The sequence below is a fragment of the Streptomyces sp. NPDC007095 genome, assembly GCF_040634475.1.
Classification (GTDB): Bacteria; Actinomycetota; Actinomycetes; order Streptomycetales; family Streptomycetaceae; genus Streptomyces.
Genome location: NZ_JBEYFS010000049.1, coordinates 19,378 through 32,316, shown reverse-complemented (window position 1 = coordinate 32,316; position 12,939 = coordinate 19,378). Strand labels below are relative to the sequence as shown.

Annotated in this window: 11 protein-coding genes; 4 read left to right on the top strand and 7 right to left on the bottom strand. The window is 68.7% G+C overall.

The genetic code is table 11. The annotated features are described in order from the left end of the window. Positions 1–31: 31 nt before the first annotated feature. Positions 32–334: a hypothetical protein gene (locus tag ABZ656_RS18630; RefSeq protein WP_101408517.1), complete on the bottom strand. Its 303-nt coding sequence runs from the start codon at positions 332–334 to the stop codon at positions 32–34. A gap of 136 nt (positions 335–470) precedes the next feature. Between ABZ656_RS18630 and ABZ656_RS18625 the strand changes: the two genes are divergently transcribed. Together ABZ656_RS18625 and ABZ656_RS18620 are read left to right on the top strand one after the other, a co-directional pair. After that, a complete protein-coding gene (locus tag ABZ656_RS18625; RefSeq protein ID WP_101408518.1) occupies positions 471–1,340 on the top strand; it encodes a hypothetical protein in 870 nt (289 codons plus the stop codon). Further along, a complete protein-coding gene (locus tag ABZ656_RS18620) occupies positions 1,337–4,216 on the top strand; it encodes a caspase family protein (protein ID WP_101408519.1) in 2,880 nt (959 codons plus the stop codon). Before ABZ656_RS18625 ends, ABZ656_RS18620 begins: the two co-directional genes overlap by 4 nt. Before the next feature lie 182 nt (positions 4,217–4,398). Here ABZ656_RS18620 and ABZ656_RS18615 read toward each other — a convergent pair whose 3' ends face one another. Beyond that, positions 4,399–4,971 carry a hypothetical protein gene (locus ABZ656_RS18615; protein ID WP_360269261.1) on the bottom strand — a complete coding sequence of 191 codons (573 nt, stop codon included), beginning with the start codon at positions 4,969–4,971 and terminating at the stop codon, positions 4,399–4,401. Further along, on the bottom strand, positions 4,971–7,508 hold the full coding sequence (locus ABZ656_RS18610) for a type II toxin-antitoxin system prevent-host-death family antitoxin (protein WP_360269259.1): 2,538 nt from the start codon (positions 7,506–7,508) through the stop codon (positions 4,971–4,973). The genes ABZ656_RS18615 and ABZ656_RS18610 overlap by 1 nt, the downstream gene beginning before the upstream one ends. A gap of 360 nt (positions 7,509–7,868) precedes the next feature. On the opposite strand from ABZ656_RS18610, the gene ABZ656_RS18605 reads away from it, so the two are divergent. After that, positions 7,869–8,360, top strand: a complete 492-nt coding sequence (locus tag ABZ656_RS18605; protein WP_180362827.1) for an amino acid transporter — start codon at positions 7,869–7,871, stop codon at positions 8,358–8,360. Between the two features lie 247 nt (positions 8,361–8,607). Here the strand turns inward: ABZ656_RS18605 and ABZ656_RS18600 are convergent, their stop codons facing one another. The 4 genes from ABZ656_RS18600 to ABZ656_RS18585 form a co-directional block, all read right to left on the bottom strand. Next, positions 8,608–9,780 (bottom strand): hypothetical protein, encoded by a 1,173-nt coding sequence (locus ABZ656_RS18600; protein ID WP_360269257.1) that lies wholly within the window; start codon positions 9,778–9,780, stop codon positions 8,608–8,610. Positions 9,781–10,763: 983 nt separating this feature from the next. After that, entirely contained in the window at positions 10,764–10,967 is a 204-nt protein-coding gene (locus ABZ656_RS18595; protein ID WP_097228186.1) for a cold-shock protein, read from the bottom strand. A 203-nt stretch (positions 10,968–11,170) separates the two neighbouring features. Then, a complete protein-coding gene (locus tag ABZ656_RS18590) occupies positions 11,171–11,452 on the bottom strand; it encodes an HU family DNA-binding protein (protein ID WP_054230207.1) in 282 nt (93 codons plus the stop codon). A 618-nt stretch (positions 11,453–12,070) separates the two neighbouring features. Next, positions 12,071–12,568 (bottom strand): GNAT family N-acetyltransferase, encoded by a 498-nt coding sequence (locus ABZ656_RS18585; protein ID WP_360269255.1) that lies wholly within the window; start codon positions 12,566–12,568, stop codon positions 12,071–12,073. Between the two features lie 48 nt (positions 12,569–12,616). On the opposite strand from ABZ656_RS18585, the gene ABZ656_RS18580 reads away from it, so the two are divergent. Next, entirely contained in the window at positions 12,617–12,934 is a 318-nt protein-coding gene (locus tag ABZ656_RS18580; RefSeq protein WP_360269253.1) for a hypothetical protein, read from the top strand. Positions 12,935–12,939: the final 5 nt, after the last annotated feature.

The window sequence follows — 12,939 nt, the reverse complement described above, 5'->3', positions numbered from 1 at the left end:
CACCTGCGTTCCCCGGCTCACGTACGCCTCGTCAGGCTGATGCCTGATGAACGATGACAACCGGTTCCCCCTCTTCCATGCCCGTTTCGATGAGACCAGCATCCGCAAGCTCCGCGAGGTACTGGTCCAGGTCGTCTGAGGAGTCGACCCCAACGAGAGCGGGCGCCGCATCACGGATGTCCGTGTCGGCGGGCAGCGCCAACAGGACCACGTACAGGAGCTTGCTCGTGGGGCGGATGCCGTCGTCGAGGATCACGTTGCGATCAACTACAACATCGGACAACGAGCGGCGATATCGCACAGGCATGAAGCCATCCTCCTGAATGGTGCCCACTCGAAGCCAGTGTCGTGACGGCGCGTTGTGGCCGCGCTGCTTCACGAGTGGAGTTCGCGGATTGCGGTGCTCCGCAAACCATCTCCCCCTAGAGTGCTGACCACGGCAGACGGGGGCGAGCACGGGGGCGCAGGGCATGGCGCGTGTGGTGGCGGTGCACGGCATCGGCAAGCAGACACTGGGTGAGGAAACGCTGCGCCGGCAGTGGTTACCGGCCCTGAACGACGGCCTCACCCGGGCTGATCGCGGGGTTCGCCTGCCGCCGTCCGACGTGTCGGTCGCGTTCTACGGTGATCTCTTCCGTCCCGACGGGGAGTTCCTTGCGGCCGGTGATCCGCCGTATACGGCCGCCGATGTCGAGGAGGGCTTCGAGCAGGACCTGCTGCTCGCCTGGTGGACGGCGGCCGCCGAGAGCGATCCGGCCGTGGTTCCGCCCGGCGCCGACACTCTGGTGGCAACGCCGCGCTCCGTGCAGGCTGCGCTGCGGGCCCTGTCAGGCTCGCAGTTCTTCGCCGGACTCGCCCTGCGGGCCATGGTGTTCGACCTCAAGCAGGTCCACCGCTACCTCACCGACCCCGACCTGCGCGCGAAGGCCCTGGCCCGCGTCGTCGACCAGATCGGCGACGACACCCAGGTCGTCGTCGCGCACTCGCTGGGCTCCGTCATCGCCTACGAAGCGCTGTCCGCCCGGCCCGGCCACCACGTGCGGGCCCTGGTGACGATCGGGTCCCCGCTGGGCATCCCGAACCTGATCCTCCACCGCCTCCAGCCGGCACCCCTCACGCTCGGCGGGCAGCCGCAGGGCGTGTGGCCCGGCAGTACGCAGCTGGCGTGGACGAACCTTGCCGATCACGGGGATGTCGTTGCCCTGGTGAAGGATCTCCGGCCCGTGTTCGGGGACCAAATGCGGTGCGCGGTCGTGCACAACGGCGCGCACGCGCACGATGCGGCCGCGTATCTGACCGACAAGCTGTGCGGGCAGGCGATCGCGGACGGCCTCACATGACCGGCCCTGCCGACGGCGGACCGCAGGACGGCGAGGGGCCGCGCCGGTATCTGATCGCGGCCGCGGTCTCCCGGTACCCCAAGTGCCCGGACTGGGACCGGCCCGGACTCGTTAAAGCCCGTCAGCAGATCGTCGAGCTGATCACGCAGAAGCTCGGCTACCGGCATCACACCGCGCTGGGCGCCGACCCGACCGTGCAGCAACTGAGGGAGCAGCTGCGGGCGTTCTGCACCTCGGACGAGCGCCGCGAGGACGACCTGGTCGCCGTCTACCTCTCCGGCCACGGCGAGGTAGGCGAAGCCGGCAGTGAACACGTGCTGCTGATGGCGGACACCGATCCCGCCGACGTCTCCTTCACCTCCCTGCCGACCGCCGAACTGGTGCACGTGTTCAGCGCCACCCGCGTTCGACGGCTTCTGCTGATCCTGGACACCTGCTATTCCGGCCGGGTCGGCAACGAGCTCGCCGGGGCCGCCCTGGAGCGCCTCGGTACGTCGTGGGCGCAGGGTGCGGCCAGTCCCGGGCTGGTGATCGTGTCCTCCGCGCAGCCTCACCAGCAGGCCCAGGCGGGCCTGTTCCCGCACCTGCTGAGCCGGGTCGTGGACAGCCAGGCCACGGCCGGCCATGCGCCGAAGCACCTGTCGGTGTCCGCGGTGGTGCAGCAGATGAACGGCCACGACGACAAGCCCGCCTACCAGCACATCAGCCTGTCCCTGCTGGGGCTGACCGGGGAGCCGCCCGACTTCCTTACCAACCCCCGCCACAGCACCCGTCTGACCGAGGTCGACCTGGCGCTGCAGGACGCCGCCGACTTCGACGCCGAAGCCCGCCGCAGAGAAACAGAATTCACCAGCCGGCTCCTCGTGCGGGCCATGGGCAGCTACTACGGGAAGTACGCCCGCGGCTGGTGGTTCTGCGGCCGCCACAAGGCCCTGGCCGAAGTCACTGCCTGGCTCGACAGCGAGAACAGCAACCGCGGGCCCGACCAGGATGAGCTATCCGGGAACGCCCTCCCTGGCGGTGCAGGGACGGGCGATGTCGTGCGAGTGGTCACGGCCGGCCCGGGCTCGGGCAAGACCGCCGTCCTCGGCCTCCTTGCCGCCCTCACCATGCCCGAACGCCGACGCACCGTGCCCATCGACGAAATCGGCCTCAGTTCCCGCATGCTTCCTGCCGAGCGCAGCATCGACGTGGTGATGTACGCGCAGAACCTCACCAACGCCGAGGTGCTGTCCGGCTTCGCGGCCGCCGCCGGTTTCAAATGCGCTACCGTCAGCGAGTTCCTGGAAGGCCTGGAACGGAGACACCGCGGCCGCAGGCGCCCGTTCACCGTGCTCCTCGACGCGCTCGACGAAGCCGCCACTCCCGACACGCTGTGCTCGCAGGTCGTGCGGCCCCTCATCGAACACTCCAAGGGCCGCATTCGGCTGCTCCTCGGGACCCGCCCCTACCTCCTCGACCGCCTCGGCATCTCAGCAGACGACCAAAACCAGGTTCTGGACCTCGACAGCAACCGCTACGCCGACCGCCATGCTCTGCGCGCATATACGATCCGCAACCTCATCGCAAGCCACAGCGCCTCCCCCTACCGGGAGGCAGACACCACGCTCCTGCGGCACGTCGCCAGTGCCGTCGCAACCGCTGCCGGTACCTCGTTTCTCGTCGCACGGTTCGCCGCTTACACCCTCGCCGCAGCCGATCGAGTCGTCACTGACCCGCGCGATCCGCAATGGCGCGCCAGCCTGCCCCGCCACGCAGACGAAGCCATGCGCGACGACCTCACCCGCCGCCTCGGCGACGACGCCCAGCGCGCCGCCGACCTGCTGCGCCCCCTCGCCTACGCCGAAGGCCAGGGCCTTCCCTGGGAAGGTATCTGGGCCCCCCTCGCCTCAGCGATCTCCGGCCGCACCTACACCGACGACGACCTGCTGTGGCTTCGGCGCAACGCCGGCTCCTACGTCGTCGAAGCCATCGAAAACGGCCGCTCCGCCTACCGCCTGTACCACCAGGCCCTCACCGAACACCTCCGCGAAGGCACCGACCCTGCGGCCGTTCACAGTGCTTTCGTCGACACCCTCACCACCTGCGTCCCCTACCGCAGCGACGCTACCCGGGACTGGTCCCGCGCCCACCCCTACACCCTCAACCACCTCGCCACCCACGCCGCCGCAGCCGAACGCCTTGACGACATCCTCAAAGCCACTGAATACCTCGTCCACGCCACCCCCTACAACCTCACCCCCCACCTGCAGCACGCCAAGTCAGACGAAGCATGCCTCACCGCCGCCGTCTACCGCACTGCTCTCCACCTGCACGCCCCCGCCACCGCCGCCGTACGCCGACAAGCCCTTGCTCTCAACGCTGCCCGCGCCGGTGCTACCACGATGCTTCGTCAACTCACCCGCCATACAGGCCGCGATGAGTGGACGCCCACCTGGGCCACCGGAAGCGACTTCACTCCAGCCCTCCGCGAGACCCTCGTAACAGACCGTGTAGATGTCTCCGCGGTGGCGTGCGCGGTCCTGGACGGGAAACCCGTCGCCGTCACCGAAGGTCGTGACGGGACTGTCTGCGTCTGGGACCTGGCCACCGGCCAGCCCATCGGCAACCCCCTCACCGGACACGAACGCATGGTCAACGTAGTGGCCTGCACGGTCCTCGACGGGAAACCCGTCGCTGTCACCGGAAGCCAGGACGGGACTGCCCGCGTCTGGGAACTGCGGGCTGGGCGGCTCTTGCACACCTTCGTTGCCGCAAATTTCCGGGCAGCGGCATTTTCGGCAGACGGCCAACTGGTTTTGGGCCTTGAGCGCGATATAGCTGTACTTCGTTGTGTCAAATACCAAGCCGCCGATGGTGACAGTCCCAGAGACTGACGACGAAAGCACCCCGATCTGCTGATCCGCTGATGTCCCAGTGGGAACAGACCTCATACCTGGTGTTCAGAGACCAAGACAGGCTGCTCCGCGCCGGGCGTTGTCGCTGCAGCAGACGCACACGATCTACGGGACCCACAGGCCATGTTCAGAACCTGCCGAGGTCCGAGTCCGCGCGAGTGTCACCTGAGTTCGACGGCGTAGGCGCTGCCGGAGAATTCCCAGCCGTCGGTGCCTTCGCCGATGTCGGCGATGATGATGTCGTCGATGAAGCGGTCCTCGAAGTCGTCGTCGCGCAGGTCGCCGGCCAGCCAGAGCGCCTCGATGTCGCTCCAGTCGCCGCGGCTCCCGTCGATGCGCAGGGGGGCGGCGCGGTGGCTGCCGCGTTCGCGTTCGTCGGCGCCGGTTTTGACGAGGCCGCTGATCTCGAACTGGCCGTTCTTGACGTGGTCGGGGATGGGGTCGGCGGGGACGATCGCGACGTTCTCGTACGCGGTGTGGATGAGGTCGCGGTAGCTGCGGCGGACGTTGTACTCGGGATCCGACAGCCACTTGAAGAGGGTGTCGGGTTTGACGTCGAGGCCGGCGCTCTCCAGGGCCTCGTAACCGCGTCTGGTCCCGGTGAGCTGGCTGAGCTGGGCGTGCCAGTGCTTGGCGCTGTAGGAGGACAGCCGGTGGCGGGGGGTGACCTGGGCGCGCAGGAGGTCGCCCAGTGCGGCGCCGAGGGAGTTGCCGCGGCCTGTGGGTCCGGCCATCAGTCGTCACCTTCGGGGATGAACTCGCCGGGCTGGATGAACTTGGCCTTCACCTGACCGAAGCCGGTCCCGAGCCGGTACGTGCCGGGCGGGGTCTCGTCGGGGGTCCAGAAGATCGCGGCGTCGACGTTGCGCAGGGCGACGAGGGTGTGGCCTTCCTGGACGGCTTTGAAGGCGTTGAGCCAGTGGCGGACGGAGGCCTCGGCGACCATGCTCATGCGCCAGTCCGGCCGCCAGAACGGGGACCGCTGTGAGGGGCGTTTGGGCCACAGCAGGCGCAGTGCGATCGACAGGCGGGTCTTGTAGTTCTTGTAGGGCTCGCCGCCGGCCTGGATGAGCTCGGTGCGGGCTTCGCGGGCCGCGGTGTAGAACGGCTTGAACAGCGACTCGTTCACCTTCCCCGTCCACGAGTCGTGGATGGTCACGGGAGCGGTGAGGTGTCCCTCGCGGTGCAGGCGCTCCAGCTGCTTGATGTGCGGGGTGGTCACCCACACGCGGCCCTGGTCGTCGGGCCGGTCGATGAGCCGCCCCAGCGGGTGCGGCATGCCCGGGTAGTCCCATTCCGGAATGTCGATCTGGTAGATCCCGGCCTGGGTCTTGTCGAACGCGTCGAGGGGCCCGGTGTGCAGGAGTTTGTTCGGGGCGAGGGGGACGGCCGAACAGGCGGAGGGGAAGGAGCCGTTGCGGTCGATCAGGCACAGCACACCGTCCCCGAAGGAGGCGGGCACCTCGAGCTGGTCGCGCCGTACCCGCTTGCCGTTCTCTCGAGTGTGGGCGACGCGGGAGCTGGTGACGTCGGGGTGGACCCAGCGGGGCTCGCCGTCCATGTCCTCGCTGATCAACGGCCAGGGGCCGTCCTCCCGGTCCTCAAGGCGGATGACCGGGACCGGGTGCATCTTCGAACGCGTCACGGAGTCCTTGAGGATCCGCAACGCCGGGAACACCGCAGTTTCCGGCTCGTCCTCCTCGTCGCCCGGGACCAGGCCGTCATCGTCGTCCCGCGCCGCGTCTTCGTCGTCCGCGTCCGCGACGGCGCCGCTGGCGGCGGCAGGTCGGGCGGATTCCGGGGCAGAAGGCTGCGCGGTGGCGCCAGCGGGGGCGGGCGCGCGGTAAGCGTGCAGCGCGGCCGCGAGACGACGGCCCTCGGCGGTGTCCGGCATCTGCGGCGGCGCGGCAGCAGCCTGCACCAGGGACGCCGCGAGCTCGGCGATCGCCTCCTGTTCACCGGCTACCAGTGCGGTGCGCAGCGCGGCCAGCAGGTGCGTGAGAGCGGACGGCAGTCCCTTCTGAGCGCCGGAAGTGTAGGGGAGCGCGGCGTCGGCCAGCTCCCGCTCCTCCGGCGTGGTGTGCAGCCTCCAGTCTTCGCTGCCGGTCCCTGCGGCGGGCACGGCCTCCGCGTCGCCGAAGCGGGCATGCAGCAGGTCGGGGCGCAGGTACGCGGAGCCGATCACGCCGAAGTCGCGTTCCGCCACCGTGACTTGGACCCTGCCGGGGTCCGTGGTCGCGGTGAGCGTCAGCAGGACATCGGCGTCCAGGAGCCCGAGCAGCGTGGGCTCGTCACTGTCGACGACGGCGAGTACCGGCACGTGCAGGGTGCGTGCGAGGGAGGCCAGGACCTGGGAGGCGTCCGGGAGACGGTCGCCGGACAGGGGAAGACGGGCGTTGTGGGCGGCCTGGAGCCGGTCCACGACCACCAGGGCCAAGTCCGGGACGTACGGGGCAGTCTCCGCGATGGTCTCGGCGGTCAGATCGCTGCCGTCGTCGATCATCAGCGGCGCATGGACCAACTGTTGGGCAACCTGCTGCTCCTGCGGGGTGAGGCGGCCCTGCTTCAGGCGCGGGTAGTCGCCCCCGGTCTCCGCAGAGATGATCCGGCGCATGATGTCGGCCTGGTTCGGGCCCGACGCCGCGTACAGGACCGTGCGGTGGTCGACCAGAGCGGTCGTGCGGGCGGCGGCCAGCCCCAGGAGACTTCCGCCGACGTTAGGGGCGGCCGCCACCAGAGTCAGCCGGCCCGGCTGCAGACCGCCGGTCGCGGCGTCCAGGCCGGGCAGCCCGAACGTCGGGACGTCGGCGGGGCCGGCGGTGAGCACGGAACCGATGGCATCGCCCAGTGTCGCGAGCCTGCGCGGCACGCTTTCCCGGTCCTGCTGTCCTTGGCTGTTCACCGCACCTCCTGCGGGCGCCGCGCCGGAGGGCGCGGCCGGGTCGGACGAGAGGGCACTTGCGTGGGTGTCGACCGGGAGCAGCACCGCGACGGGCGTGGTGTTCCTGCGGAGCACCTGCGGTTGGCCTTGAGCCGCCCGCGAGATCAGGTCACCGAACTCCTTCTGCGCCGCGCTCAGTACCCAGGAGGGGAAGGCGTCGGCTTTCCGCGCTGCCGGGAACCGGTCGAGCGGGGCGAGCAGAACACGGTCCTCCCGCTTGTGGATCAGCGTCGTGACCCCGTCGCCCTCGGCGCGCTTGACCAAGGCATACAGATCCCTGCGGGCGTCGCTCGCGTTCACGGTGTGCTCTGCCTGTGGTGACTGACTCACTCACCCTCCCAATACTCAACTCCCCTTCAGGATATCAGAAGTCACTCACCCGATTGGCCAAAGTCATACATTATATTGGCTACTCTCACTCACTCGCGAGACGTTTCGGTGTGGGTTGACGACTTGGGTGCTCACGGGCGGCAGCCTCGCACGGCCGGACAACTGTGACTTTGATCGTTAGTTGGCGGATTTGATTTCTGGTTGGCGAGCGATCGGTCTGGTGACTGTGGGTGCGGTCAAGTTCGAAGATGTGCTCTTGCTGCGCACGCCGAACTCGTCACTGCCACCAACCAGCCGGCGGAAGGCTGGCCAGGAAAACGTTCGCGGCCCTGGGTGAACGCTCCTAGCCTGCGTCAGGTGATGACAGCTGAAGACGTGTTGTTCGTCCTGGCTCTGCTACGACAGGCGAAGGCGGACGTCTGGATCGGTGGAGGATGGGGGATCGACTCTCTGATCGGCGAGCAGACGCGAGACCACCGCGACCTGGACTTGATGCACCGGCAGGACCAGGAAGACGCCGTGTTGGCTGCCCTCCATGAGGCCGGCTTCGTTGAGACCCTGAACTGGAGGCCCATCCGATTCGTCGTGACAGCACCGGACGGACGAGAGATCGACCTCCACCCGCTGGTCTTCGCCGACGACGGCTCAGCAGTACAGGCATCACCCGAACCCGAGCGTCCGTTCACCCACCCGTCCTCATGCTTCGTGACGGGCACCATCCATGGGACGCCAGTCCCGTCCTTGTCCGCCGAACAGCAGGTCTACTTCCACCAGGGCTACGAGCCGTCGGAACGCGATCGTCACGACATGGCACAACTCCGCCGCGCCTTCGGCATCGCAACGCACTTCTGATCCACGTCGGCGGGCGGAGACTCACCTCACGTTGAGTGACTGACCGGGGTCTCCGAGCCGCCAACTATCAATCAAAGAACCCGCCAGCCAGAGGTCAAAGGCGCCACGCGACCAGCAGGTCCGGCTGCGGCACCCGCCAACTATCGATCAAAGTCACAACAACATGACCAAGGCCGGGGCTACCAACCGGCCCCGGCCTTGACCCACCGCGTCCGCAGGCGAACACACACCCGCCGAACAGACAGACTCAGCCGCGCACTGCCGGCTCCTGTCCGCTGGGCGCCTCCCTGTATGCGAGGTACCCGAGGGCGGAGTACGCCCTGCCCAGCACTCCCGCGAGTTCCGCGGCCGTGAGGGACGCGTCGGTGTACCGCTGGATCGCTTCGTCGAGCGTCTCGTCCCGCAGGAGTTCCTTGTTTCGAAGGCCTGCCACGGAGGTCCTGAGCAGGGGCAGAGCTGTCCTCATCTCCCCCGCCACGCGGGTGAGGAAACTGTAGATGCGGTAGGCCTCCACCGGGTACTCGATCCCCCGGTACTTGAGACCGGTGACGAGCTCGGCAAGGGAGCGGACCGCGGCCGCCGGCCCCTGCTCGCCACCCGGCACCTCCTCGTACGCCGGGTGCTCGGTGACCGGGCGGGCCTTGCCCAGCGCGTCGGCGAGTTGCTCCGCATCGAGGGATGAGTCGGTGTAGCGCTGCAGCACCTCGCCGCGCGGTTCACCCCGGTAGTCGGTCATCAGACGGTCCTGCTCCCGGAGGCCCTCCATGAAGGTCCTGAGCAGAGTGAGGGCTGTCGTCATCTCGTCTGCGGCGCGGGTGAGATCGCGGTAGATGCGGGAGGCCTCCGCCGGGTACTCGATCCCGGTCCCCCGGTACTGGAGGTCGGTGACGAACTCGGCGAGGGAGCGGGCCGCGCTCTCCGCGTGCCGGATGACGTCTTCGGTGTTCTCGCTCATACGGATCCGGTTCTCCTTGCTGGGCTGAAGAGGCGCGGGCAGCTGGTGACGTGGCAGCGGTCCTGTACGGATCACGCCGCGCTCATCCGACGAGACGGCGATGGCCGCCGCGCCCCCGCCCCCATATGCGGGAGCGGGGGCGCTGAAGAGGTCCAGCGCGTCGTCCAGGAGCGCCGCACGGTCCGCTGCGGGCATCCGCTCGACTCCCGCGAGCAGCAGTCGGGCATCGCCACCGTGAGCGCGGGCGTGCTCAACGAGGAACGAGAACGCCTGGGCGGGCCCGGCGACAGGGCCTTCTTCTCCGGGTACGCGGGCCGCCGCGTACAGGCGGTAGGCGGCGCCCGCGGTCACCGCGAGCACGATCGGGTCCTCCTCGAGGAGCTTCGCCGTGAGGGACTGCCGGCACGGCGCGCACCGCTCAATGCTGGCGCCGATCAGCGCGACCGCGGTCCGCAGGTCCGGCACGGTCTCGACTCCCCACCGGCCGGGGTCAGGCTGAAGGTCCGTGGCCGACGGCCACTGGCGTGCACGTGACGGGTTCCCGCGTTGGCGGCCGCGTAGGCGACGCCGGAACGGCGACTCCTGTTTCTCGCCCGGCTCTTACGGCCGTGGTTCTTGGTCATACGGCTCTCGCATTTCCCGCGCCCCGGCCCCATGACCCGATGCGCGTGACGAAGAGCAGCATGCGGAAGGCTCAACGGCCCTGTGGCCGGGAAGACGTACGCCTCACACTGATGCTCACAGACCGGACCCCGGTGCGGGGTCCGCGGGCACCTTCGCCGTGGTGCACCCCGGTCATGGGCCAGGGAGCGGGCTTGGGCCGATGCGCCGGCCACTGCTGCGCAGCGTACCGGTCCGCCCGCCACGTCCGGTGCCGATGCACCAAACGCCCCCGCCCGACGGGTACGAGCGCACGCGGAAGTCGGCGCCCGGCCCTCCGCACGCGGTTCTACGCTCTCGTCATGTACTGCACAGCAGGCGCCCATCACCACGCTGGCGGGCAGGGCGCTGCGGCCGCCTCCCGAAACATCAGGCCTGCTCGCCCCAATCAGCGGGGCATTGTGCAAGGTAGGTAAAGACCGGCCCCGCGTCGTCGAAGCTCACGGTCATGCTCGAGGCGTCCTGGTTGATGTACACCGGCTGCTCCCCGTAGGCACCGCGGATGTCCTCTTCGGGGCTTGAGTCTCGTTGAGGACCCTCGCCGGACGGGTGCGTTCTAGAATGCGCGAAGGCTGAGGTCCCGGCGCCAACGGGCTGTTGGTCCGCAGTTCCAGCCCGGTCTCGTAACGCTCTGGCGGGGCCGGGCTGACCACTTCTCGGCGCTGCCCGGGCTGGCCAGGTTCGCGGGGAACAGAGGAGGGGCCCGGCTGCGCCGGACCCCTCTTCACACGGTGGGATTCAACCCGAGGCTCTCGAAGGCCTCGGACTTCCACTCTGCGATGTTCGTGTCAGCCGCGGACGATGTTCTCGGCCTGGGGACCCTTCTGGCCCTGGCCTACGTCGAACGTGACCTTCTCGCCCTCAAGGAGCTCCCGGAAGCCGTTGCCGGAGATGTTGGAGTAGTGGGCGAAGACGTCCGGTCCGCCGCCGTCCTGCTCGATGAAGCCGAAGCCCTTTTCGGCGTTGAACCACTTCACGGTGCCGCTGGCCATGCTGATGTCCTTCAAATCCTGCCGGAATTCCCGGCTCGTCTGGGTGCAGGCCCGTCCTCGACCGGACGGTGCCCGGCGTCCGTTCTACCCTGCCGGCGGCTCAAGTACCCGGCTTTGCGTGCGGCGCAGCGTGCCGCGTCCCCGCCTGACACCCGTGCCGATCCGTGCTCCGCGGTGCCCCGCAGGACACCGGGAGCCGGGGGTCACTTGCCCTTGGCGGCTTCCTTGAGCTTGGAGCCCGCGGAGACCTTCACGCTGTATCCGGCCGGGATCTCCAGCGGCTCGCCGGTCTGCGGGTTGCGCGCGGTTCGCGCGGCGCGGTGGGTGCGCTCGAAGCTGAGGAAGCCCGGAATCGTCACCTTCTCGTCTCCCTTGGCGACGACATCGCCGACGCTTTCCGCGAGGGCGGTCAGAACCGCATCGGCGTCCTTGCGGGTCACCTGGGCGCGCTCTGCCAGCGCAGTCACCAGTTCGCTCCGGTTCATTGCGTTGCTCCATATTCCTGGATCAGCCCGGTCTGCGGCGTGCAGGCGGGACAAGCCGACCATGCTGCCATCGGCCACTGACAGTGCGACCCGCGGGGCGAAGGAATGGTGCGGAGCATGGGGAGAACGTCTCCAGGGTTGCGGACCTGGAGGCGTTTTTCCGTCCCGCCCCATCCCGTCTCCGACGCGGCATTGCGGCTGGTGACACCAGTGGACAGGTTTCGGCCAACGTCTATCCGTGTGGCCGGTTTGTGGTGCATGGTGTGCCTGCGGGCGCCGCGCTAATCCCCCGGGTGAGGCCCCCTGTTGGGCCCTGCCGGTCACTGCGACCGGCAGGGCCCGCCGCACCTCCCGGCTCCCCACGGGAGGCCATGCGGCTGCCCTGGCGCTCACATGACCTCCGCTCGCCCGGGCGACATTGACGCGGTTTCCTGTCGCGGCGCGCCGCGTGGCCGGTATCAACGCAGCATGTTCAAGATCGCGTTGCGGGGCCTGACCGCCGCCAGGGTCAGTTGACACTGTCGCTGAGCGGGATGCTGATTCCGGCGCAGCAGTCGTGTCCGGCACTTGCGGTATTCCTCGGTGTGTGCGGCCTCGTGGGCTCGTTGGCGGCGAAGGTCACTCTCCGAGCTGCTTCGTCAGAGCGCGGTTCACGAGCGGGTCTCGTCCGGGCACGTATGAGAGGCGAGGCCTGTATCCACTGTTCTGGTAGAGCGCCAGGGCGCCGTGATTGCTGACACCGGTCTCCAGGACGATCTGCGTGGCCCCCCGGGAGACTGCTTGGTCCTCCAGGCTCTGGAGAATGTGCCTGCCCAGGCCTTGGCCGCGCGCGGTCTGCGCCACGTACATCCGTTTGATCTCTGCGGTGTTCTCGTCGAGGAGGCGGATGCCGCCGCAGCCCACGGGCACACCGTGCCGGTGGGCTATGAGGAACAGCCCGTGCGGTGGGTCGAAATGCGTGACGGGGGTGTCGGTGGGGTCGTCGGCGAACCCGTAGGTGGCGATCTGTTCCCGGTACAGGGCCTGAGTGAGGCGGCGTGCGTCGGGATGGTCGTAGGGCACCTCCCTCAGCAGCCGGGCGGATTCGCTGGGCTGGGCAACGCTGAAGGTGGTCATGACACCGATAGTGCCCGGTCGACCATAGCGAGCGCATCAGCGCTGGATGTGGGTGCCGGCCTGGCGGCGGATGCGGTGCAGGAGGCTGCGGCAGCGGATCGACTGGACGTGCGGCACGTGGTCGGCCAGTCGCAGCAGCGTGTGCAGGGTCGCTTCAGTGTCGTGCGCGAGGAGGTGGGCGCGCGCGAGGTGGATGCCATGCAGGAGGGCGGAGCGCTGGAAGCCGCTGGTCGGACCGTTGTCGGCAAGTGGGGACAGGTGTTCGGTGGCTTCGGCGAGGAGCCGTCGTGCGTGGTCGGGTTGGCTGCGGCGAGTTCGACGAGGGCGTGGCCGGTTTCGGCGGCGACCTGTTCGGCGGTGAAGTAGTACAG